Origin of the sequence: Methanoregula boonei 6A8 (assembly GCF_000017625.1) — an archaeon.
Lineage (GTDB): Archaea > Halobacteriota > Methanomicrobia > Methanomicrobiales > Methanospirillaceae > Methanoregula > Methanoregula boonei.
In genome coordinates this window covers 2,376,382-2,397,069 of the sequence record NC_009712.1, presented here as the reverse complement: position 1 = coordinate 2,397,069, position 20,688 = coordinate 2,376,382, and the positions used below count along the sequence as shown (strand labels likewise).

Annotated in this window: 23 protein-coding genes and 2 tRNA genes; 10 read left to right on the top strand and 15 right to left on the bottom strand. The window is 58.8% G+C overall.

Translation table 11 applies throughout. The features are described 5' to 3' along the window. Positions 1-214: 214 nt before the first annotated feature. Together MBOO_RS12180 and MBOO_RS12175 are read right to left on the bottom strand one after the other, a co-directional pair. The gene (locus tag MBOO_RS12180; protein WP_012107904.1) at positions 215-1,561 is read right to left on the bottom strand and encodes a dihydrolipoyl dehydrogenase family protein; all 1,347 of its coding nucleotides are present in this window, start codon (positions 1,559-1,561) and stop codon (positions 215-217) included. Between the two features lie 13 nt (positions 1,562-1,574). Beyond that, on the bottom strand, positions 1,575-2,537 hold the full coding sequence (locus MBOO_RS12175; RefSeq protein WP_232385612.1) for a hypothetical protein: 963 nt from the start codon (positions 2,535-2,537) through the stop codon (positions 1,575-1,577). Between the two features lie 61 nt (positions 2,538-2,598). On the opposite strand from MBOO_RS12175, the gene MBOO_RS12170 reads away from it, so the two are divergent. The 3 genes from MBOO_RS12170 (at position 2,599) to MBOO_RS12160 (ending at position 5,436) form a co-directional block, all read left to right on the top strand. Further along, positions 2,599-3,345: a DUF128 domain-containing protein gene (locus tag MBOO_RS12170; RefSeq protein ID WP_012107902.1), complete on the top strand. Its 747-nt coding sequence runs from the start codon at positions 2,599-2,601 to the stop codon at positions 3,343-3,345. 85 nt (positions 3,346-3,430) lie between these two features. After that, positions 3,431-4,726, top strand: coding sequence for a COG1361 S-layer family protein (locus tag MBOO_RS12165; protein WP_012107901.1), 1,296 nt, complete (start codon positions 3,431-3,433; stop codon positions 4,724-4,726). Beyond that, entirely contained in the window at positions 4,723-5,436 is a 714-nt protein-coding gene (locus tag MBOO_RS12160) for a glucose-6-phosphate isomerase family protein (protein WP_012107900.1), read from the top strand. The genes MBOO_RS12165 and MBOO_RS12160 overlap by 4 nt, the downstream gene beginning before the upstream one ends. Here the strand turns inward: MBOO_RS12160 and MBOO_RS12155 are convergent. Genes MBOO_RS12155 through MBOO_RS12145 form a run of 3 tightly spaced genes read right to left on the bottom strand, consistent with a single transcriptional unit; the run spans position 5,414 to position 8,768 of the window. Then, positions 5,414-6,160: an NAD+ synthase gene (locus MBOO_RS12155; protein WP_012107899.1), complete on the bottom strand. Its 747-nt coding sequence runs from the start codon at positions 6,158-6,160 to the stop codon at positions 5,414-5,416. The two genes, MBOO_RS12160 and MBOO_RS12155, sit on opposite strands and share 23 nt — an antisense overlap. A gap of 14 nt (positions 6,161-6,174) precedes the next feature. Further along, a complete protein-coding gene (locus tag MBOO_RS12150; RefSeq protein WP_048068479.1) occupies positions 6,175-7,875 on the bottom strand; it encodes a potassium channel family protein in 1,701 nt (566 codons plus the stop codon). After that, positions 7,872-8,768, bottom strand: coding sequence for an ATP-binding protein (locus MBOO_RS12145; protein WP_012107897.1), 897 nt, complete (start codon positions 8,766-8,768; stop codon positions 7,872-7,874). The genes MBOO_RS12150 and MBOO_RS12145 overlap by 4 nt, the downstream gene beginning before the upstream one ends. A gap of 116 nt (positions 8,769-8,884) precedes the next feature. On the opposite strand from MBOO_RS12145, the gene MBOO_RS12140 reads away from it, so the two are divergent. The 4 genes from MBOO_RS12140 to MBOO_RS12125 all read left to right on the top strand — a co-directional run bounded on the left by MBOO_RS12140 (position 8,885) and on the right by MBOO_RS12125 (position 13,083). Further along, complete coding sequence (locus MBOO_RS12140) at positions 8,885-9,742, top strand: serine/threonine-protein kinase RIO2 (protein WP_048068478.1); 858 nt, start codon at positions 8,885-8,887, stop codon at positions 9,740-9,742. Then, positions 9,727-11,718, top strand: a complete 1,992-nt coding sequence (locus MBOO_RS12135; RefSeq protein ID WP_012107895.1) for a DUF460 domain-containing protein — start codon at positions 9,727-9,729, stop codon at positions 11,716-11,718. The genes MBOO_RS12140 and MBOO_RS12135 overlap by 16 nt, the downstream gene beginning before the upstream one ends. Beyond that, on the top strand, positions 11,705-12,565 hold the full coding sequence (gene thiL, locus MBOO_RS12130) for a thiamine-phosphate kinase (protein ID WP_012107894.1): 861 nt from the start codon (positions 11,705-11,707) through the stop codon (positions 12,563-12,565). The genes MBOO_RS12135 and thiL overlap by 14 nt, the downstream gene beginning before the upstream one ends. A 71-nt stretch (positions 12,566-12,636) precedes the next feature. Next, positions 12,637-13,083, top strand: coding sequence for a hypothetical protein (locus MBOO_RS12125; RefSeq protein WP_012107893.1), 447 nt, complete (start codon positions 12,637-12,639; stop codon positions 13,081-13,083). A gap of 29 nt (positions 13,084-13,112) precedes the next feature. Here the strand turns inward: MBOO_RS12125 and MBOO_RS12120 are convergent. After that, positions 13,113-13,184: transfer RNA gene (locus tag MBOO_RS12120), tRNA-Ala, on the bottom strand. Between the two features lie 82 nt (positions 13,185-13,266). Beyond that, on the bottom strand, positions 13,267-14,406 hold the full coding sequence (locus MBOO_RS12115; protein ID WP_012107892.1) for a PEGA domain-containing protein: 1,140 nt from the start codon (positions 14,404-14,406) through the stop codon (positions 13,267-13,269). 170 nt (positions 14,407-14,576) lie between these two features. On the opposite strand from MBOO_RS12115, the gene MBOO_RS12110 reads away from it, so the two are divergent. Then, positions 14,577-14,759, top strand: coding sequence for a hypothetical protein (locus tag MBOO_RS12110; protein ID WP_012107890.1), 183 nt, complete (start codon positions 14,577-14,579; stop codon positions 14,757-14,759). Between the two features lie 18 nt (positions 14,760-14,777). Here MBOO_RS12110 and MBOO_RS12105 read toward each other — a convergent pair whose 3' ends face one another. From MBOO_RS12105 to MBOO_RS12095, 3 genes are read right to left on the bottom strand one after another with little or no spacing between them, the layout of a single operon-like run. Continuing rightward, on the bottom strand, positions 14,778-15,203 hold the full coding sequence (locus tag MBOO_RS12105; protein WP_012107889.1) for a Rieske (2Fe-2S) protein: 426 nt from the start codon (positions 15,201-15,203) through the stop codon (positions 14,778-14,780). Between the two features lie 29 nt (positions 15,204-15,232). Next, positions 15,233-15,931: a CDGSH iron-sulfur domain-containing protein gene (locus tag MBOO_RS12100; protein ID WP_012107888.1), complete on the bottom strand. Its 699-nt coding sequence runs from the start codon at positions 15,929-15,931 to the stop codon at positions 15,233-15,235. Between the two features lie 60 nt (positions 15,932-15,991). After that, the gene (locus MBOO_RS12095; RefSeq protein ID WP_012107887.1) at positions 15,992-16,429 is read right to left on the bottom strand and encodes an ester cyclase; all 438 of its coding nucleotides are present in this window, start codon (positions 16,427-16,429) and stop codon (positions 15,992-15,994) included. Positions 16,430-16,524: 95 nt separating this feature from the next. Here MBOO_RS12095 and MBOO_RS12090 point away from each other — a divergent pair, with 95 nt between their 5' ends. Next, positions 16,525-17,346, top strand: a complete 822-nt coding sequence (locus MBOO_RS12090) for a TrmB family transcriptional regulator (RefSeq protein ID WP_048068477.1) — start codon at positions 16,525-16,527, stop codon at positions 17,344-17,346. A gap of 78 nt (positions 17,347-17,424) precedes the next feature. Here MBOO_RS12090 and MBOO_RS12085 read toward each other — a convergent pair. From MBOO_RS12085 to MBOO_RS12065, 5 genes are all read right to left on the bottom strand, one after another. Then, positions 17,425-17,496: transfer RNA gene (locus tag MBOO_RS12085), tRNA-Ala, on the bottom strand. Between the two features lie 79 nt (positions 17,497-17,575). Then, positions 17,576-18,580: a transcription initiation factor IIB gene (locus tag MBOO_RS12080; protein WP_012107885.1), complete on the bottom strand. Its 1,005-nt coding sequence runs from the start codon at positions 18,578-18,580 to the stop codon at positions 17,576-17,578. A gap of 15 nt (positions 18,581-18,595) precedes the next feature. After that, entirely contained in the window at positions 18,596-18,874 is a 279-nt protein-coding gene (locus MBOO_RS12075) for an H/ACA ribonucleoprotein complex subunit GAR1 (RefSeq protein ID WP_048068476.1), read from the bottom strand. 106 nt (positions 18,875-18,980) lie between these two features. Further along, entirely contained in the window at positions 18,981-19,634 is a 654-nt protein-coding gene (locus tag MBOO_RS12070) for a histidinol phosphate phosphatase domain-containing protein (RefSeq protein WP_012107884.1), read from the bottom strand. Further along, on the bottom strand, positions 19,631-19,906 hold the full coding sequence (locus MBOO_RS12065) for a signal recognition particle subunit SRP19/SEC65 family protein (RefSeq protein WP_012107883.1): 276 nt from the start codon (positions 19,904-19,906) through the stop codon (positions 19,631-19,633). Before MBOO_RS12065 ends, MBOO_RS12070 begins: the two co-directional genes overlap by 4 nt. A 56-nt stretch (positions 19,907-19,962) precedes the next feature. Here MBOO_RS12065 and hypB point away from each other — a divergent pair, with 56 nt between their 5' ends. Further along, complete coding sequence (hypB, locus tag MBOO_RS12060) at positions 19,963-20,610, top strand: hydrogenase nickel incorporation protein HypB (RefSeq protein WP_012107882.1); 648 nt, start codon at positions 19,963-19,965, stop codon at positions 20,608-20,610. Positions 20,611-20,688 lie beyond the last annotated feature (78 nt).

Sequence of the window (20,688 nt, the reverse complement as noted above, 5' to 3'; positions counted from 1 at the left end):
GAAATTTTATTGATGCTCTTGGGGGCTGCGGCCTGCCCCTGTCGCTCGGGCATTCGCCGTTTGCAATGATGCCGTATAACTTGCATTCCGGGCAGCTCCCGACACGGGTTAATACCGAGTGCATCGCATACGCCCCCGCCCCTGTTGGGGGCAGGGCTGGCGTAATGGGGGGTCTTGAGTAATTTTTTAAAAAGGGTTATTCCAGGACAAAAGATCAGGAGGAGTCCCGCTTCCTGAAAATCTCCGAAGCGTATTTGGCAAGACCATAAATCCCGTCCGTGGACGGGTGGACCTCGATAAAATCTTCGAATTCGTGCACGGAGATCTCCCGCTGCATGAGAAACGCAAGATAGGCGGCAACGGTCCCTCCCGAAGGCCCCGCGGCACAGATCCCCTCGATCTCACCCGTTGCAGGATCGGCAAAGAGCTTGGCAAGCCCGGTATCTCCGTATTGCACCGACCAGTAGGTTCCCGGCCCTGCCGGGCCGGGCAGGGCAATCGAGGCGCTCCCCTCGCCACTGCTACCGCAGAAGGCGAGCTCATGGGCAAGGTAGATTGCCTGCGGGATCCGGGAATAGTCCATGTGCCGCTCTTTTCCCAGAATATTATCCGCCGCAACAATGCCCTCGTGCCGAGCAACCGGGGTCAGGAACGGGGCGCCTGCCACGTCCCCGCAGGCATAGATGCCGGGCACGCTTGTCTGCATCCGGTCGTTGACGATGATCGCGCCATCCGGTCCTTTGTCGATCCCCGTTACCATGCCGGAGTTTGGCACCAGGCCAGCTGCGAGCAGCACGGCATCAGCCGAAATTGCCCTCTCTGTTCCGGCAGCCCGGTACCGGACCCCTGTGGTCAGGTCCGTCCCGGCGATCCCGGCAACTTCGGTCTCCTCCTGTATATTCACACCCGATAATTCTTTCATCGCGACCGCCCGGAGATGCCGGTCCAGGTTTTTCAAAAAACCGCTCCGGGCAAGCACCGTAACCTCGCTCCCGAACTCAGAAAAGATGTACGCAAACTCTGCTGCCATCACGCTCCCGCCGATGATTGCAATTTTTTTTGGGAGCTCGCGAAGGCTCCAGAGGGTGTGCGGTGTGTACACCCCGGGGAGCGAAACGCCGGGGATTGCCGGGATGTTGGGCCGGGAACCGGTGGCGATGATCGCAGCCTCGCAGTCAACCGGCTCGTCGCCGATAAAGACTTGTCGTCCGTCAACCCGGCCGGCTTTGCCGTACACCACATCCACGCCGGCCTGCCGGGTTTCATCATCAAGAATGCCCGAGATCTTCTGCTGGACAACATACGTCTCGTCCATCAGTTTTCCGAACCGGAACGCGGGCAGGGTATCGATCATCCCGCGCTTGTAAAACCTGCGCGTGGTTGCAGCGATGCGTGCGGCGTCGTTTAAGGCACAGACCGGCATACAGCCAAAATGGAGGCACTGCCCGCCGATCCCCTGCTCTTTTCCTTTGGGTTCGACAAGCGTGACTTTTTTTCCGGCAGAGGCAAGCCGGATCGAGGCTATCCGCCCGGCCGGGCCCCCGCCCAGGACAACGATCATATGAGGAAAAAAGTTAGAAGACCTCGACGCCCTCGTCCATAGGCTCGGACAGGAGCTCGCCGGTGAAGGCATTGACCTCCACGATCTTCTTGCCCCGGATCTGCCAGACCGGGATGTAGACCTGTTTTGTGTCGATTGTAATGTTCTTGCGGTCGGGCTTGAGGGTCTTTTCCTCATAGAAGATCGCGTCGCCCTTTTCCTGCTTGATCCTGACCTTCTGGGTGAGCCGTTCGATAAGCTCGGTCACCATGCGCTCGGATGCCTCTTCTTTTGTGATGTGCGCATCGGATACCTCGGCATTGGCCGGGATCTCGGAGTCCTCGACTTTGGTCCCGTCAAGATCGAGCTTGATGCCGTTAATCGCATTGATCGCGCCCCAGCCGTCTGCATCAAAGGGGATGCGCCGGTCCTTGTACACCTGCTCCCCGCTGCTTGTGTAGTGGATCAGGTAGTAGGGCATGAACCGGAGTTTTGCCGCGCCCTGGATTCCCGCGGTCCGGATCGCGGCCTGCTCGGAGAGCTTGACCGGGAAGTGGAGGATCGAGATGCCGGAGTGCTCGTCTTCGGCCGGTGCTTCCTCTGCAGCAGCTGCCGCCTTTTTTGCCTTTGCCTTGCCCGGTGTGAGGTCGAGCTTGAGTTCCTGCTCCACGATGTCGGCAAGTACCGCCTCCCCTGCGTACTGGACAAACTCCCCGACACCCCACTGGGTACAGTTCTCGGTCGTAATGTCCTTTTCGAGGGTGAAGAGCAGTTTCTTGCAGGTCATCTCGTGGTCGTCTACCATGAGGCTGTAGTTGGTCTTGTCGAACTGCCCGACGAGTTCCGCATCATTTGAGCAGAGTACAAGAACGCATTCGCCGTCCCTTACGGCCGAAAGATCGAGGGGTTCGTCAACCTCTTCGACCTCAAACTTCGCCGCTTCAAGAATGAGCCTCATCGCATTCCTGGCTTTTTCCCGCATGTCCTGTTCCATCATATAGAGTTTGCTATGGGCTTATAGAACAATTTTTCTATTGAAATCGCCGAGATCACTAATCATGACCGGGCCACTCAAGTTTGTCAATCACAGCATTGACGACTACGCGATGCAGGTGACCTACGATCCCGCCAAGGGGACCGGCAAGGTCGTTTACAATATAACCCTTGTGAAAAACGAGGACTTCGAGTACGCAGTCTCGGTTCTCAGGGACGCGTACAAGACCGGCGTTTCTGTGAGCGGCCTGGTACGGTTTGCCTCTTCAAACGAGAAGATCGAGGACTTCGTGGTACCTGACGGGTTTACCGCAATCTGCACGGTCTGCAGCCTGACCTTCGACGGCCTGTTGATCCGGCGCGGCATCCCGATTAATCCGATTGGCGGGGGCGTGGTGGAAGTCGAGGACCGTTCGCCCATCCGGTTCACCCACATCATCCTGTACGAGCATACCACCATCGACCCGCTCCAGGTGCTCATCTCCCAGCAGATCACTTCGGTAAACGATGTGATGCGCAAGGGCAGCGGGAACATCCTTGCAAACATCCGGGAGTTCCATATGGAGGCAGAGCCGCTCGTGGGCCAGGTGCTTGACGAGCTTGTGGAGAGCAGCTTTACCGGGATCCTTGAGGTCGGTGTGCCCAATATCCCGCTCCTTGGCGTACCGGGCAGCCCGCAGTACGTCTCCATTGCTGCGGTAGGCGGCACAAACCCGATCGCCGCGATCCGTGAGGGCGGGCGTTTTGTCCAGACCCAGGCGCTCAAAGGTGTCATGGATGTGGAAAAATTCGTGGAGATCCGGGATTACTAAATGCGGGCGCCGCTTCTTTTTGCCTTGCATCGCTTTATAGGATCCCGGAGAAATTGTACCTTAAATTTCGGCGCGTGATCCTCCCATGAGATTTTTTGCCCCCGGTGCGATAATTCTCGTACTTTTGGCGGTACTCTGCGTAATGCCGGTGCTTGCCCAGGACAAATATCTCGGTGGCTCTCCGCAGATAACGGCGTATATCGCCGGGACCAACGAGTTTTCGCCCGGTGAGGATGCGACGATCACGGTAGTTATCCAGAACAGCGGGACTGCAGATGTCCTGTTCCTCAACCAGGGAACGCTGCATCAGGCGGATATACCCACGACCGCGAAGTTATTGACGGTATCTCTTACTTCCGGAGGGGCGCCGATCAACATCACGACCGGTCCGCAGGCACTCGGGGATCTTGCGAGTCCCGGGATCACGAGTGTACCGTTCACGGCGAAGATCACCACGGATGCGAACATGGGATCCTACACGCTGCCGCTTGAGGTGCAGTACTCGTATCTCTCGAACAGCCTGGCAAACCAGCCGGCAAGCGACGAGGTCAACCCGGAGTATTCACCGGTAAACGTAACCATTCCGCTCACGGTCCGGATCCAGCCGGTGGTCCAGGTCACGGTACTGGACGCCGAGGCGTCGGGCCTTGCGGTCGGAACGGAAGGCTATGTCAACCTGACCCTCAAAAACACGGGGTACCAGGATGGGACCAAAGCAACCGTGCAGATCCTGCAGCATGGTGACAGCGCCATCTACCCGACCGATAACAGCGTCTGGATCGGCGACTTCCCGCGCAATGGCACGGTCACCTGCCAGTACAAGGTCTCGGTCTCCGACAATGCCCAGCAGCAGACCTATCCGGTCGATGTGGAAGTGACCTATACCAACTCTGACGGTAACGTAGTCACATCCGCGATCGATACCGTGGGTATCCCGGTGGCCGGCAAGATCACCTTTGCCGTGGTCTCTCCCCCGGCAGAGGTAGTCCAGGGTGCAAATACCGTGATCACTATCACCTACCAGAACACCGGTGCGATCACCGCGCGGAGCGCCGAGGCACGGCTCACCACCTATGCCCCGCTCTCAAGCGACGATTCCCTGGCCTATCTCGGCGATATCCCCCCGGGTGGAACCGTGACTGCACGCTATGCCATATCCGCCGATACTAATGCCGCAACCGGGACCTATCCCCTCGATACCGAGGTCAGGTACCGCGATCAGCTCGATAACAGCCAGGTCTCCGATACCTTTACCGCAAACGTTACCGTCACCCAAAAACCTCCCACATCCCCCCTGGTACAGGCTGCTGAAATTGTCGCTGCCATCGCCATTATCGCGGCGGCCGGATATTACTTCTTTGTGATGAGGAGGAAACAATGACCCCCGGGTGGAACGGGGCACTCCCGGCCCCCGGGATACGGACGGTCCGGGACATGAAGAGCGTCCTTGCCGAGCCCCGGTGCCCGGAAACAGGGGCGCTCTATTTCATGTACCGCGATCTTGCCCGGTCAGCCCCTGACCGGTGCTGGCTTGCGCAAAACCGGCTCCGGTACGATGTTACCGTCATCCCCCCGCGTGACCTCTGCGGCGAGTATGTCAAGACCAAGGGGCATTATCACCCGGCTGACCCGGCCGGTACCGGCTACCCGGAGCTGTACGAAGTGACTCAGGGCGAGGCCTTCTTCCTCCTCCAGTCCCGGACACTTGACGATATTGTCCTTATCCATGCCGGGACCGGGGCCCGCGTGGCGATCCCGCCGGGCTACGGCCATATCACCATCAATCCTTCTCCTGATGCAACGCTTGCTCTCGCAAACCTTGTCTCCACCGCGTTTGAAAGCGAGTACGGGGAATACGAGACCCTGCACGGGGCGGCATACTACCTCATGAACGACGGGCGGATCGTAAAAAACCGGCATTATCCGGAAGTTCCCCCGGTCCGGCATCTCACAGCAGTAAAAGGAAGGGACGCAGCCGGCCGGGCATGCACGGGATCGCTCTATTCGCTGGTCAGCAACCGGGATGCACTCGCATTCTTGAACGAGCCGGAAAAATACCCGGACGTTTTTACGGGACTGACAAAAGATTAGGGGCAGCAAGGCGCTTGTGGGCATTTGCCTGTGCCCGAGAGAGCACTTTTTCCTCAGAGGGTGTCCCTGCCTTCCAGCCGTTTGCCTCAAGGTTTTTGAGCGCCGCATCGATCTCGGCATAGGAAAGGCCGATCTCGCCCTCGTCGCTTTGGCCGGCCCAGAGCCCTGCCGAAGGAGTCTTTTCGAGAATGGCTTTTGGGATCTTCACCTCTTTTGCCATCTCGTACACATCGGTCTTGTACAGGTGGACAATGGGCTGGAAATCGGCGGCATTGTCCCCGTACTTGGTGCAGTAGCCAAGCATCGCCTCGCTCCGGTTGGAAGTGCCGCAGACAAGGCGGTGGTCCCGGTTTGCGTGGTAATACAGCACGGTCATCCGGATCCGGGCCATCAGGTTCCCGAGCAGGTAGGGGGTCTCCACAAAGCCCGGGATCGTTTTGAATGCCGCAAGCATAGGATCGATCAGTACCACCCGGTGCTCCATCCCAAGCATGGCGCAGAGTTCCTGTGCGTCAGAAAGATCCTGCGGGTTACTGACCGATGCAGGAAGAGAGAGACCCAGCACCTTCTCAGGGCCGATTGCCCGGCAGCAGAAGGCTGCGGCAAGCGCCGAGTCTACCCCTCCCGAGACCCCGACCACGATCCCCTGGGATTTGCTGTTCCAGTACGCGTACCGGATCATCTGTTCGACCTGTCCCATCCTGCACCCGAGTTCCTGTGCCATCCGGTTCTCCTTTGTTAGAATAAGCGGATGAATTTCTTTAACTGTTCGGTGGTCCCGGTAACGATCACTGCATCCCCATCCGTCAGGTGCTCTGTTGCGGGAGGCAGGACCATGACCCGGTCCGGACACTCAAGGCCGAGCACCCGTACGCCGCTCTTTGCAGCAACAGTACCCACGGAGAGGCCTCGGGAATGCTGCACCTGTTTGAGCGCCACGATCTCCCCGTCCGGGAGATCGATGAGGATGGTGATGGTCCCGGCAAGCACGATCCTCCCCACGGTCTGGCCTCCGATACGCGGCAGGAGTGCAACGTAATCCGCCCCGGCGCGGTAGAGTTTTTCCACGGCCGCGGGATCATTTGCCCGGGCAAGGATGCGGATGCCGGGGTTGAGGTTGCGCGCCATCAGCGTGGTGAAGATGTTGACGTTATCATCGTTGAGCGCAACAATGCAGAACCGGGCTTCCCCGATCCGGGCCTCGTTTAAGATCTCCTCGCTCTCGGCATTCCCGAGAACCTCGTTCACGTTGTACTTCTTTGCGTCTACAACCACGCAGGCAATGCCTGAAGCGATCATCTCGGCATAGGCCGATGACCCTACGTCCCCGAACCCGGCGATCACGGCATGGCCGATCTGCGCCTTGTCCACCTCTAGTTCCTCGTGTACGGCCCGGCGTACCGCGTCGGCCCGGCCGAACAGGAAAAGCGATGTCGTGGCATCGATCGTCTCGGAAGGATCAGGCTGCGGGATAAACCTGCCCGCCTTCCAGAGGAAGGGGACCGCGACGCCGTACTTCCCGGGGAGGTCGACCCCGCCCAGGTTCATTCCTACCACCTTGCTCTCGGGCATCACCGGGATATGGATCAGGCGGAGATTTTTCTCCGGGAACTCCTCGCCGTTGATGGTGAGCCGGTCAAGGCCGGGGATGAGCGAGGCGGTGTCGCCGCTTGGATTAAGGACCGCATGCCGGGCAAGGATCCTCCCGGTGACCTGCTTTGGGGAGAGCACGAACTCAGCCCCGGCATAGCGCAGGTACCGGTCAAAGGAGATCTTGTCCACAATCGAGATGATCCGCGCCCTGGTGATCCCGCGTATCCCAAGGATGATGCTTGCTGTTGTCCTCTCGTTTTCGCAGAGGATCACAAAGTCTGCGTTCTGTATCCATGCCTGCTCCCAGGTCTGCGGGTCGTCGTATTCTCCCCAGATGACAAACGCCCTTCTCAGGTGCCGCTGCGCAAGATCGCGTGCTGCTTTCTCATCCTCCTCCACAATCAGGATCTCTTTTTCCGAAAGCGAGAGGCTCTCGACAAGCGCACGGGAGAGCTCCCCGTTTCCCACGATAACGGTGTGGTGGTACAAGGGGTGAGGTGTCCGGCGCGCCGGCCCCGAGCGGAGCACGGCAACGAGGTACGGCGTGAGGATCAGGGGGATGACCATGAAAAGCATAATCACTCCAGAGAGCATCGTGACCGTTGCAAAGAGGATCATCGCGTCCGAGTGGTACGTGATCAGGCTCCCGGTGGTCGTGAGGGTCTCGATCACAAAGAGCAGGGACTGGGCCCAGTCAACAGATCTGCCCTCGAACTCGGGATACAACCCATGGAAGGTCACGGTCAGGATTGCGATCAGCAGGACAAAGAGCACAAAATAGAGCAGGACCCGCATCTTTGCCGAGGTGTGGACGATTCGCCAGATCACGTTTTGGCGCGATCTCATGCAGTGCCCCTCCTGTACTTTTCCCGGATGGCACATGCCGGGCAGCCCCCGGCGCTCTGTAGTTCACCGCATGCCGGGCAAGTGGAAGGGTGATCTGATGCAATCCCGGAAAGGGTCCCGGCAAGATTTGCAAGTGCGAACCGTGCGGCCGGATGCCGGCTGTTGTAGGTGTTGAGAGCTTCGTTTGCATCGCGCGCAAAACCGCTTGTGCCGGTGCAGGGAGCCGCCGGCAGGAAGTTCCCGGGGACATGCAGCTGTCCGTAGCGCTCCAGTTCCGCTGCCGGAATTTCTATAAATGGCCGGATAACCGGGATCCCGGATCTCCCCACGGACTTTCGGGAAAAGATAGTCTGCTCCGGGGTACCCGTAAGGAGGTCGGAAAAGAACCCCTCCGCGATCTCGTCAACCGAGGTGGCAATGGCGCACCGGGTAACCCCGTGACTTTCCGCGATCTCACTGAGGAGATCGGTTGTAAGCACCCGGCAGGCACGGGCCGCCGCATCCTGCCCCTCATCCTGGATGAGGCGGTCCAGCGTAATTCCGTACCGCTCTGCGAGTGAGCCGGTAAACCAGGGAATGCCGTGCCCCTCTGCAATCGCCCGGGCCCGCTCTGCGACCGGGGATCCGGATATTCCGGGGTCAACAGTTATCGCGCAAAGCCGGATATCCCGCCGGTTCCTGATCAGGCCAAAAAGAAAAAAGAGGAGGCCGGCGCTCGCTGCATCCCCTTCGAGCATTACCGCGATAGTATCTCCCGGGCGCAGCCAGCCGTGGGTGCGGATGGTGCGCTTGGCTTTTGCCTCCAGGTCACGGGTAAAATGCACCGGGCAGAGATGTTTTCCCGAATAGGGCTGGAAAACAATGGCCTCGCGCCGGCATGCGCTGCACTGCATGGGTGACCAATCCTTTTCTTATCTGGCAAATGGAAGATGTTTAAAGTTGTGCTCGTGACGCCGGTATGCACCGTGCCCATGATTTTATAGTCTGCCACATAACCACACTGGTACCTATGGTCGTTGCCCCCGAGCGCATCCGCAGCCTGCACAAGTACGAGAAGGCGATTCTTACCGCCCTCGAACGGTCCATGAAGCGGTATGAGTGGGTGCCGCTCGAAAGCCTGGAGCAGGCAACCGGCCTCTCCGAGTCCGAGGTCAACTACCGGCTCTCGCGGCTGATCCAGTGGGGCATGGTCCGGTTTAACCCCGTGCCCTATGACGGCTACGCGCTCGTTTTTGGCGGATACGATACGCTCGCCCTCATGACCCTGGTAAAAAAAGGAGCCATCTCGGCCCTGGGGGCAAAGATTGGCGAGGGAAAGGAATCGGTGGTGCACGAGGCACTGGGCCTTGGGCCGGTGGCAATCAAGTTCCACCGGGTGGGCCAGCGCTCGTTTAACACGCCCCGGCTCAACCGGGAGTATCTTCCCGAGACCGGCAGCTGCCCTTGGCTCCTTGCTTCCCGGCTATCGGCCGAACGCGAGTACCTGGCTCTTAATGCCCTCCACCCGAAGGTCTCCGTCCCGCTTCCCGTGGCCCAGAACCGGAATGCAGTCGTGATGGCAAAGATCGAGGGCCCGAGCCTTGCCCGGTGCAAACTCTCTGACCCGGCGGCAACGCTGGATGCTGTCCTCAAAAACGTGCGGGCCGCGTACCAGCTTGGGGTGATCCACGCAGACCTCTCGGAGTTCAATATCCTCATGGAGGACGACCGTCCCGTGATCATCGACTGGCCGCAGTGGATGGAGACAACACACCCCAATGCCGCCGCAACCCTTGAACGGGATATCACCAATATCCTTGCCTTCTTTGTGCGGAAGTACAAACTCGCGTATGACCCCGGGGAAACCCTGCGATGCGTGACCGCCTGAGTGTATTTGGGATCGATATTGTCAAAGGCTCGGTGCGTTCGCGGTCCCGCCGGCCGATGTACGCGCTCGTCAGGCTGGAAGAAAGCGAGATTGTAAGCGAAGGTACGGTCTCAATGTTCCGGCTCTTCCGGCTCCTCTCTGAAGAGCGGCCCGACATCCTTGCCGTTGACAGCATCCAGGAGATCGCGACCGACCAGCACGAACTCTTCTTCTTTTTACAAGGGTTGCCCCCGCAGACAAAGCTCGTGCAGGTGACCGGTGGCGAAAAGAAGGAGACGCTCGGGAAGGTTGCGGCCCGGTTCAACATCAGCTTTGACCGGTTCGACCCCTTTGCCGAGGCCCGCACTTCGGCCCGGGTGGCAGCCCTTGGGGCCGGGGCAGAGGTCATCGCGTTCGAGAACGAAAGTGAAGTCGTAGTAAGCCGGCACCGCTCGCCCGGCCGGGGCGGGTGGAGCCAGAACCGGTACGTGAGAAAGATCCATGGCGCTGTCCAGCTCAAGGGGCGCGAGATCGAGATGCAGCTTGCCGCAACAGGGCTCCGGTACGAGAAGAAGGAGACCAAAGCCTTTGGCGGGTGCAGCCGGGTGCTCTTCCGGGTCTTTGCCGCCCGGGGCCAGGTCCCTATCTCCACGTACCGCGGGGCAGACGTCCAGGTAAGGATCAGCGGGAAAAAGCTCGAACGGATCCGGTTCCGGCCGCTTTCGGGAAAGCCACGGTACATGATCGTGGGTATCGATCCCGGCACCACCACGGCCATTGCGGCACTGGATCTGGATGGCAATCTCCTGCACCTGGAGAGTTCCCGGCAGATGAACATGTCCGGTGTGATCGAGGCCCTGTACCGCGCGGGAAAACCGCTGGTGATCGCTTCTGATGTGCAGGAGATGCCGCACACGGTAGAGAAGATACGGAGGGCGTTCTCGGCAGTGGCGTACACGCCAAACCAGGATACGCCGGTTGAGACAAAACTGGCACTCACGGCCGGTTACCCGTACTCAAATGTCCACGAGCGCGATGCCCTCTCCGCTGCTCTTGATGCAAGCGTGCAGTACCAGCACAAGTTCCGGAACCTCATCAAGAGAGTACCTCCCGGCCACGATCTCGATGAGGTCCGGGCCCGGGTAATCCGGGGCCAGGCGCTCGACCAGGTACTGGTGGAGATGCATGCGGTGGCCCCGTCAGCAGCGCCAGCAGAGGAAGCCCCCACAGCCCCGGCCGGCGAGGGGGGCCGGCACGATGATCGGGTCCGGGTGCTGGACGGGATGGTCAAGCGCCTGCGCACGTACGTTGATGAGCTCCAGGAAGAGGTCAAGGCAAAGGAGTACGAGATCCACCGGCTCCAGGGACGGCTCCGGACCGTGCACGATGACCGGACCGTGCAACTCGCCAAAGATGCCGAAGTGGCAAAAAGGGACGCGATCATCGCAAGCCTCAAAAAAAGGCTGCGCCGGGAGGAGCGGCACGGGCGGACGCTTGCAAAAAGGGTGGAGCGGATCCGGACCTATGCCGAGCTCTCGGTGGATGGTGAGGCGCAGCCGGTAAAAGTGCTCGATGCACTCACCCGCGAGGGCCTGCGTCGGCTTACCGGAGATACCGGGGTGCACGAAGGCGATATCGTGTACGTGCAGCGCACGGGAGGGTGGGGAAAGAGTGTGGTCCGTGACCTTGCCGAAGCAAAAGTCCGGGCCCTGATCACCCCGGGAGGCGGGGAAGGGGACGTGCAGATGGGTGCCGCGTTTCGTGAAGCGGGCATCCCGCTCCTCACCTCTTCAGAGACCGCGGTTCAGGTAAAGGGCAGGCAGGGCCTTGCTCCCAAAGACCGGATCGGGCCGGCCATTTCCCGCTGGCAGGAAGAACAGGCGCAGTTTGTCCGCGAGAAGGAGTCCTCACGGATCGAGCACATGTTCAAGGAGTACAAGAGCGAACGGGGTAAGGAAGTAAAAAAAGGCGGGGGCCGGAACGATGGACGACCGTGAACTCTTAAAGACCGTGATGAGGATCGTGGGCGAGGAAAACTGCCGGGATGACTGCGCAATCCTCCCGTGCGGCGACCAGGTGATGGTGGCCACGACAGATATGCTCCATAAAACAACCGACTTTGTGGACGGCATGACCGACTGGCAGATCGGCTGGATGAGCGCTGCGGTCACCATCAGCGACATTGCGAGCATGGGCGCGGCGCCGAAGTATCTACTCATCGCGGTGGGTCTTGACCGCTGGGAGCAGCTCGCCGGTGTGATGCAGGGGGCAAAGGACTGCTGCACGCGCTTTGGCGCACAGATCGTCGGCGGCGATATTGACCGTCACGGGGAACTCACGGTTGTCACGACCGGCCTCGGGCTTACCTCCCGCCGGGATCTTGCCCGGCGCGAAGGGGCATGGCCCGGGGATCTTGTCTGCATCACAGGGGTTCCCGGGCAGGCACAGGCCTGGCTCGACGGCTATAAACAGTTCGAGAAAGCACTTTTTGAGCCGCAGCCCCGGGTTGCCGAAGGACAGGCACTTGCCCGTGCCGGGGTTTCGGCGATGATGGACGACAGCGATGGGATCGCCCTCTCGCTTTACGATCTCATGAGCGTGAACACGTGCGGTTTTGCCATAGATTCGGCGTTCGTTCCCCGGCCGGACGAGGTCCCGGAACCGCAGGCACGCGAGCTCGCTCTGTACGGCGGCGGTGATTACGAGTTGATCTTCACGATTGCCCCGGACCGGTACCCGGTTGCAGGAGTCCCCTGCACGGTGATCGGAACGGTCACAGAGAAAAGGTCCGTGCTCGTGGATGGCAGGCCCATGGAGAAACGCGGGTACCAGCACCGCTGGTAACCTCCTCGCCGGCGCAGTTTGCTTAAATACAAACAATAAAAAATAGTGGATAAAGGAGCCGGTTGCACGTTATGGATACGCTGGAAAGCAAGCTGGACCACCTCACGGCCGAACAGCGCCGGGAGGTGGAGGACTTTGTCGATTTTCTGATCCAGCGGGCAGAGGGGATCCGGGTGACCGTGCAGCTGCCGTCCCACGACCCGATTCCGGCAAAATCCATTGCCCCGCCGCTCATCACCCCTGATCCGGCACCGGTGGAGGAGCCGCCGGCGTCTCTTGCCCGGGAGTACGTCCCGCCGGCTGCATCGGAACCGGTGCACGAGGCTGAAGCACCGGCTGCCCTCCACGAGATCGAGACCGATGACGGGCTTCTCGATTACGGAAAATTCGAAAGAGCCGCCGCAGCACCAGCCCCGCTTCCACCCTCCCCCGCGGACGCGGCCGTGCAGAAGGTCAAACGGAAGCTGATCCAGAAAAGCGAGGCGAGTAAAACCCAGCTCCTCGACTGGATCGATTAATTTTTTTTTTAAATTTTCAGGAAAAATGATGGACTCGACGGGATTCGAACCCGTGGCCTTCACGTTGCAAACGTGACGATCTACCCCTGATCTACGAGCCCTCGTATGCGGCATATACTTTTTCTGCGGCATGCTTATAGTTGTTACTGATCGGCAGGAAAAAGAAGGAAGCCCCGGTCAATTCTACGGATGCTTGCGATAGAGGGAGTGCACCGTTGCAACCGCCCCGATGATTGCGGCAATGCTTCCGATCAGCGCAGCAAGAACAGAGGTGCTCGTCCAGAACGATGCAGTATCGGTCGGGACCGGTGTTACTGTAGCTGCCGGTGTAGCTGCGGTCAGGTTCTGATCTGCAAGCGATCCGGAGACTGCGACCGTGCTTCCCCCGGCCACTGTGATTGTTGTCCCGTAATCCGCATAGCTGCTCATCGTGAGCCGGAGTGCATGGGTCCCGGGAGCGATCGTGCTCAGGTTTACCGGGGTGATCCCCTCATACACATTGTCGATGTACACATTGGCCCCGCCGGGCGTTGAAGAGACAAAGACATACCCCTGGGCCGGAGGAGTGGTGGTGACATTTGCCACCGGAGTGGCAGAGGTCGTGGCATTTGTGCCGGCAGTTGTTATCGTAACCGCGGGAATCCCGGTCCGCAGCGCCAGCAGCCGGGTGACCAGGCGCTCGTTTACCCGGTCGGCCTCCGTACTGTTGAGGTACGCCGTATCTGCAGGGGGCAGCCATGCAACAACATACCCGTTTCCGTACGGGGCAAAGGCAAGTGCCGGATCTCCGTTCTCAAACGAGAGCAGGGTGGTAGCACCGGAACGCGCCACAAATGACTCCCGCGTGGAGACCGGCGTGGTGTTGGGGTACTGGCCGGGCAGGCCGGCAAAAAGGTCCGCAGAGAGCGTGGCATTCGGGTCACTTACGATGAGTGCCGGACTGCCCGGGGAGGTACCTGAAGACTGCACCGGGAGGATATCAGAAAACCGGTCCAGATCGTCCCCGCTCAAAAGAAGGATCCTGCCGGCCGCTGTTGCATTGATGATGCCCGAGGCGGAACTACTGGAAAATCCCGGGTCGCCGCCAAGGATGATGACTTCCGTGGACGCGTTGGTAAAACAGGACAGGTCTCCGTCGAGCTCGGGCCCCGCAAGGCCGGGAAGCGAGCAGGCCACAACAAATTCGTCCTGGTGGAGGCTCGTGTTTAATCCTGCGGTACCCCCGTACACCGCAGCAGTGATCGCAGACCCCGGCATCACAAGGAACAGGGCGGCACAGAGTAACGCGGCACACGCAACCGGGGAGGGGGAGAGATTTGCCATAACAGAGATCTCCTTTCCGGGATCATGGTTGGCCGGTCTCCGTGTTGATAGTTTCGCCCCGGCCCGGCGGGTTTTGCCGGCTCCGGAGTGTTTTATTATTTCCCGGGCAAAAGTTGTGATCAGATCCGGGGAACAGGGTGTGATCTCCCCGGAAGGACCCGGGCGATCCCATGGTAAAACTGATCATCGAACCCAAGAAAGCAAAGGACGGCCAGATCGATTACATCGTGACGTACCACGATGTGAAGACGGATAACCAGTTCACGGTTACGACCACAAACAGCCTTGACGAGGCAGTGCAGCGGCTTAAGGAGACGCTGGAGAGCGAAGTTAAGATTCTCACCGCAAAATAGGAAAAAGGATGCCGGATCTTACCTGCCGGCGCTGATGTCGACGAGGATATTGCTGCCCTCGTGTTTGACGTTGTAGACGGGAAGATCGTAGGTCTTGATCAGGCGCTGTTCTTCTACGATACCGGCAAACATCTCTCCCACCGATTTTCTCACGTTCTCGGGGCAGCCGGAAAACTTCTCTGCGATCCCGTCGAGTTCCAGGACCGGCCCGGACATCAGTTTCCCGGTGGTTACGTCAAACTGCGAGGCATGCATGGGGCAGGTGACGATCGTTCCCATCAGGGAGCCGCGGGACATCCGGGCATTCTCATGGCCGCACCGGTCCCCGATTGCATAAAACACACCCTCAACATTTACGATGCAGATCTCTGTCTCCCCGATCTCCACGTGTTTCATGGCACCGGGCACAATCTCATCTGCTTTTGCAACTTTGACAAATCCCATGTTTTTCACTCCGTTTAACAATTCTCTCCTCAATGCTGGATATGGCTCCCGTCGCAGAACGGCTTGTTTTTGGATCTCCCGCACCGGCAAAGGGTAAGCCGGTTACGGATCCTGTACGGCTTCCCCTCGGCCGATACCACGGGTATGCCGCCCCGTACCCAGAGCGGGCCGTGTTCTTCCCGGGGCGGGTACTCGATGAGCACGATCGATCTTTCCAGTTCGGGCTCAATGGCTTTTCCTGTTTCCGCATCGCGGATCACGAGCCGTCCCGAGGGACAGTTGCAGGCCTCCTCAATGGCAGTTGCCTTTGCAGCCGGGTTGTCCGAGTTTTCGGTGAGGTTCCAGACTCCCCCGGCCCGCATGCAGAACCGGGCATGGACACAGAGGTTCTCGTAGTCGAGCAGCTCAAGCTCGGGCCCCGTTATGATCCGCGGTTGCCGGAGATATGGCTCGCTTCCCGCGGTCTCGGTACCGATAAAACCGATCTTCGCGTGCGTCCCGTCACAGAACGGTTTGTGCTGCGAATGGCCGCACCGGCAGAGGGCATAGGTTTCCTGAACGGAAAAGCGTTCCACTTCCCGCCATGTACGGCAATAGCCCTCATCATCATTGCAGATCTCCATCCGGATAAGCGGGACGCCCCCGGTAACAATATAGGGACCGTTCTTTGTAACGGTGATCTTCATCTCGTCTTTCTGTTCCGGTGCAGGTTTTTTCTTGTCGGTCATGATCTGGTCAAAAAAAAACAGGTGTCTTCTCGTACAGTGGGCAGGACCTTGTGGCCTGTCTTACATCAGCCCGATCTGCTGCATTAAGGCGATCTTGTCATAGAAGAGTTTCTCCTCTACGATCTCCCCGTTCTTCCAGTGGGCAACCGTGCAGAATTCGACTTTGAAGGATTTGCCTGTTGGCGGGATCACTTTCCCATCAGGTGTGGTCATCGGGCCCTTGAAAGTGCCGGTGAACTCGGCGACAGAGCACGTATAGTCCCCCTGGCCGAAGAATATCTTATACGGCCGGTTCCCGACCTTGTTGTCCGGGAAGATCTTAAAGAAGGCAATCGCTTCATCCTTGTGGGAGTGGCGGCCATGGGTCGGATCTGCCTGTGCCGGCCAAAAGACATCAACATCCTTTGCATGGCGTTTCTCAAATGTTGCCCAATCCTGGGCGTTCCAGGCATCATCCAGCGTCTGCATCAGACGCATGTTCTCTTCAACACTCGACATCGTGGATCTCCTTTGTATTACGATCGTGAATTATCCTGTCGGGCAGATAATAATTTTGTAACTTATATGAGGGTATATATCATAGTGTGGTACGGATGACCAGCGACCCAAAGACAATTGCGCTCCTCCAGACGCTCGGGCTTTCAACCTATGATGCAAAGGCCTACGCAGTCCTGATGAGGATCGGCAGCACGACACCGTTTATTCTTGCCGAGGAAGCGGGAATTCCCCGGACCAAGATCTACGAGACGATAAAACGGCTGGAAGCACAGGACTGGATCCGGGTCGAAAAGGGCAGGCCGGGGAAAATATCGCCAGTCTGTCCGAGTGAAGCTATTGGCAGGCGTAAATCAGCGATCGTTGCGGAGATCGACCGGCTGGAAACCGAGTTTACCATGCAGTACGAGAAACGCACGGAAACCGAGATCCCAAAAGCAAGCATCATCCGGGGTATCGATAATATTGCGGTCAAAACTGCTGAGATGATGGGGCGGGCACGGGCCAGCCTGTACCTTTTTGGGACGCTCTATTACCCGGAGGAACTCGCGCCAATCAAGGGCCAGGTGGCGGCGGCAAAACGCCGGGGTGTCGTGATCCGGATCTCATCCAACAACCCGGTCCGGACAAAAGACATGCTTGTTGACGTGTACGAATCCTTTTCGCAGGTGACAAGCGATGTCCAGGTGGCGCCGGAGCCGTTTATCCGGACGCTTACCATCGACAACAAGGAGATGCTCATGATGTTTCCCCTGCCCGAGGCCGGGATGGCGGCCCGGGAGAATGTGGTGGCGCTCTGGGTGGCAAACGATATGGTGACCCGGGCGATCAACAATGTCTTCAATATCACGTGGGGAAACCCGAAATGGACCGGAGCGGGTGCGGACCCGGAAGGATCCGTGACGGCCCGGGAGAAATAGCTGATTTGCCGCTGGTACCAGGATTTTCCCCGCAGGAGAGAATACGAAAAGGATTGCATTTTTTAAATTAAAACAGGATGGACCCGGCGGGATTTGAACCCGCGGCCTCTACGTTGCGAACGTAGCGATCTACCCCTGATCTACGAGCCCAGTGCGGTATTACAATTCTCCTGCGGATGGAATATAGTTATTGCTGTACTCCTTGTAAAACCGCGGGAAAAAGAAAAAATCAGAGGATGATCTCGATGTCGAGCTTCTCTGCCAGTTCCTTGTACCTGTTCCGGATGGTAACTTCGGTTACCCCGGCCACCTCCGCTACTTCGCGCTGGGTGCGCCGCTCGCCGCCAAGGATGGAGGAGATGTAGATTGCAGCTGCCGCAACACCGGTCGGTCCGCGGCCGCTCGTGAGTTCCCTCTCGCCGGCCTGGCGCAGGATCTCGACTGCCCGGCTCTGGACCTCGCCCTTGAGGGTGAGACCGGAGCAGAACCGGGGCACGTAATCGATGGGCGAGGTCGGGAGGAGCTTTAAGCCCAGTTCACGGGAGATAAACCGGTACGTCCTGCCGATCTCTTTTCGTGAGACACGCGACACTTCTGCGATCTCATCGAGCGTACGGGGCACGCTGCACTGCCGGCATGCAGCATAGAGTGCAGCCGCCGCAACGCCTTCAATGCTCCGGCCACGGATCAGGTTCTTGTCCACAGCATCACGGTACACCACGGCCGCGGTCTCACGGACGTTTCTGGGGAGACCAAGGGCCGAGGCCATACGGTCCAGCTCGGAGAGTGCGAACGCAAGATTCCTCTCCGTCGCATTGCTGACACGGATCCGGCGCTGCCACTTGCGGAGGCGGTAGAGCTGGGCGCGGTTTTTCGAGGAGATGGCCCGGCCATAACTGTCCCGGTTCCTCCAGTCGATCATGGTGGAGAGACCCTTATCATGGATCGTAAAGGTCATCGGAGCGCCGACACGCGACCTCTTCATGCGCTGGTCGTGGTCGAACGCACGCCACTCCGGGCCCCGGTCGATGAAATCGTCATCGATAACAAGCCCGCAGCTCTGGCAGACCAGCTCCGCACGTTCGTAATCGTGCACCAGCTGCCTGCCGCCGCACTCCGGGCAGACTGTCTCGGTGTGGTTCTCCGCTTTCTTTTCCTGTTCCTTGACTTTTATACGCGATTTGAGCGCTTCCCGCTCACTCTGGAGAAGTTTGAGTTTTTCTACTTCCTGCATCCGGCATCACCATCATTATCTTGCTTTCGACCAGACCGGTCCTGTCCGGGTCTTTGCGGGGACGGGGGATTCCCGCGCAAAGAGTTTCTCGCCCGGTTGTACGCTGCACGGGCCTCGGCAGAGGACAAGGGCATAGGGGTTTTTCACGTTCCCGAAAAGGTCTGTGATCTTTCCCACCGGTTTTGTCCTCCGGTCCATCACTTCGCTATACAACCCCGGGAGCTGAGCGGCGTCGCACTGGATAACGAGCATCCTTTTTCCATAGGTGCTCATCGCTCGGCCAACAACTTTCACGTAAAGCAACCTCGGGGGGGTATACAAAGTACTAAAGTAATTTAGTAATCTATATATGTGAGACTTAGTTGTATTTAACCATTGCGTGAAAGTATAAATAGAAATTTCAGAAACCGAGGAATTTGTCGATATTTAAAGAGATGATAGCGGCGGCTTCTTCCTCAGTCAGCCCGGCCCCCATCGCCACTTTCTCCTTGGCGCTCCGGTCCATGAGATCGTGCGGCGCGTGCGCATCCGAGTCCACCACGAGCTGGCATGAAACCTCGCGGGCGATCCTGACCACGTGGCCGTTTGTCCGGTTGTGCCCGCCACGGGACGTAATCTCGAGCGCGATCCCGTTCTCCTGCGCAAGCTTTGCATCCTCGCGGGTGATAAGTCCCGGGTGGGCGAGCACATTCACCTCAGGGCAGGCGCAGGCCGCGTGGTTGGTGCCGGGTGCCACCGGTTCAACCGTGGTCTCCCCATGCACAACAACGATCTCCGCACCCGCGTCCCGCGCCTGCCGGGCAACGGCGGCGATCTGGGACGGGGGAACGTGCGTGATCTCGACCCCGCAGAGGAGACGGACGCCGAAAAGCCGGGCTGATTCCTGTACATCAAGGAGCGTTTTTACAACCGATACCGCGTTGGAGGTATCTACATGGTCAGTGATGGCTACAGTGGTGTACCCGATCACGGCCATCCGGCGCACCAGTTCTGTCGGAAGCATCTCGCCATCAGAAAGGATCGTGTGAGTATGGAGATCGTACAGCCCGTTCATTTCCGCACCTCAATGGCCCGGGCTACTTTTTTGATAAGTGCCTCTTTTTTCCCGGTATATGTGGCAATGATCCGGCCCTCGTGCCGGGCCCAGTGGGCCGGGTGGTGGTGCTCCTCTGCCTGGCAGGCTATCCCAAGGCGCCTGAGCGCCCTCTCGACATCGTTTGCATTCGGGCCTTTTGCCGCGATGTTGCGCGGGACCCGGCGGCCTTCCGCCCGGGAAAGGGCCGCATTAAAATAACAGGGATAGAGGATGCACTCGCCTTTTTCCATCAGGTAAAAAGTATGGGGGTCAAGGTATAAACACTGTCCGCTCAAAAACTAAAGGTATGCACCACATCGACGTCAGGATGGAAAAGGATGTATACGACGTCAACAACTCGATTGCCGATGAGAACGCACGGCACCTTAAAGAGCACGGTATCCGGGCATTTGATCTGCTGGGGGCAATCGGCTCGGGAAAGACCGCGCTTATCGAGCGCCTTGTCCCGCTCTTAAAGGAACGCGGCCTGCGGGCCGGCGCCATTGCCGGCGACGTGTACGGCGATGACGATTTCCAGCGGATCGTAGCCACCGGGATCCCCGCATACAATGCAAACACCGGCAAGGAATGCCACCTGGACGCTCATCTGGTGGAGCACGCGATCGATCACCTCCCGCTCGACACGATCGATGTCCTCTTTATCGAGAACGTGGGGAACATGGTCTGCCCTACAGACTTCCGGCTCGGCGCAGAAAAAAGGATCGTGATCGTAAGCTCGACCGAAGGCGATGATGTGGTCAACAAGCACCCGATGATGTTCCGGGACTGCACAATTGGCGTCATCAACAAGGTTGACCTTGCCCCGCTCGTGGGTGCAAACCTTGGCCGGATGGAGTCCGACATCCACCGGTACAATCCGAAGATGCCGGTCTTTAAGACCAACATGAAGACCGGGGAGAACGTGGCGCAGCTTCTCGACGCAATCCTCGCGTGACCGGCCCGGTACGAAAGGGAAATAGTATAAATAACTCCGGAGGGAACATATAGAGCACCATTTCCGGGAACGGTTCAA

What these genes read in the sequence shown, in the direction of transcription:
- MBOO_RS12180 (WP_012107904.1), bottom strand. Translation starts at nt 1,561, where the DNA reads ATGATCGTTGTCCTGGGCGGGGGCCCGGCCGGGCGGATAGCCTCGATC.
- MBOO_RS12175 (WP_232385612.1), bottom strand. Translation starts at nt 2,537, where the DNA reads ATGATGGAACAGGACATGCGGGAAAAAGCCAGGAATGCGATGAGGCTC.
- MBOO_RS12170 (WP_012107902.1), top strand. Translation starts at nt 2,599, where the DNA reads ATGACCGGGCCACTCAAGTTTGTCAATCACAGCATTGACGACTACGCG.
- MBOO_RS12165 (WP_012107901.1), top strand. Translation starts at nt 3,431, where the DNA reads ATGAGATTTTTTGCCCCCGGTGCGATAATTCTCGTACTTTTGGCGGTA.
- MBOO_RS12160 (WP_012107900.1), top strand. Translation starts at nt 4,723, where the DNA reads ATGACCCCCGGGTGGAACGGGGCACTCCCGGCCCCCGGGATACGGACG.
- MBOO_RS12155 (WP_012107899.1), bottom strand. Translation starts at nt 6,160, where the DNA reads ATGGCACAGGAACTCGGGTGCAGGATGGGACAGGTCGAACAGATGATC.
- MBOO_RS12150 (WP_048068479.1), bottom strand. Translation starts at nt 7,875, where the DNA reads ATGAGATCGCGCCAAAACGTGATCTGGCGAATCGTCCACACCTCGGCA.
- MBOO_RS12145 (WP_012107897.1), bottom strand. Translation starts at nt 8,768, where the DNA reads ATGCAGTGCAGCGCATGCCGGCGCGAGGCCATTGTTTTCCAGCCCTAT.
- MBOO_RS12140 (WP_048068478.1), top strand. Translation starts at nt 8,885, where the DNA reads ATGGTCGTTGCCCCCGAGCGCATCCGCAGCCTGCACAAGTACGAGAAG.
- MBOO_RS12135 (WP_012107895.1), top strand. Translation starts at nt 9,727, where the DNA reads ATGCGTGACCGCCTGAGTGTATTTGGGATCGATATTGTCAAAGGCTCG.
- thiL (WP_012107894.1), top strand. Translation starts at nt 11,705, where the DNA reads ATGGACGACCGTGAACTCTTAAAGACCGTGATGAGGATCGTGGGCGAG.
- MBOO_RS12125 (WP_012107893.1), top strand. Translation starts at nt 12,637, where the DNA reads ATGGATACGCTGGAAAGCAAGCTGGACCACCTCACGGCCGAACAGCGC.
- MBOO_RS12115 (WP_012107892.1), bottom strand. Translation starts at nt 14,406, where the DNA reads ATGGCAAATCTCTCCCCCTCCCCGGTTGCGTGTGCCGCGTTACTCTGT.
- MBOO_RS12110 (WP_012107890.1), top strand. Translation starts at nt 14,577, where the DNA reads ATGGTAAAACTGATCATCGAACCCAAGAAAGCAAAGGACGGCCAGATC.
- MBOO_RS12105 (WP_012107889.1), bottom strand. Translation starts at nt 15,203, where the DNA reads ATGGGATTTGTCAAAGTTGCAAAAGCAGATGAGATTGTGCCCGGTGCC.
- MBOO_RS12100 (WP_012107888.1), bottom strand. Translation starts at nt 15,931, where the DNA reads ATGACCGACAAGAAAAAACCTGCACCGGAACAGAAAGACGAGATGAAG.
- MBOO_RS12095 (WP_012107887.1), bottom strand. Translation starts at nt 16,429, where the DNA reads ATGTCGAGTGTTGAAGAGAACATGCGTCTGATGCAGACGCTGGATGAT.
- MBOO_RS12090 (WP_048068477.1), top strand. Translation starts at nt 16,525, where the DNA reads ATGACCAGCGACCCAAAGACAATTGCGCTCCTCCAGACGCTCGGGCTT.
- MBOO_RS12080 (WP_012107885.1), bottom strand. Translation starts at nt 18,580, where the DNA reads ATGCAGGAAGTAGAAAAACTCAAACTTCTCCAGAGTGAGCGGGAAGCG.
- MBOO_RS12070 (WP_012107884.1), bottom strand. Translation starts at nt 19,634, where the DNA reads ATGAACGGGCTGTACGATCTCCATACTCACACGATCCTTTCTGATGGC.
- MBOO_RS12065 (WP_012107883.1), bottom strand. Translation starts at nt 19,906, where the DNA reads ATGGAAAAAGGCGAGTGCATCCTCTATCCCTGTTATTTTAATGCGGCC.
- hypB (WP_012107882.1), top strand. Translation starts at nt 19,963, where the DNA reads ATGCACCACATCGACGTCAGGATGGAAAAGGATGTATACGACGTCAAC.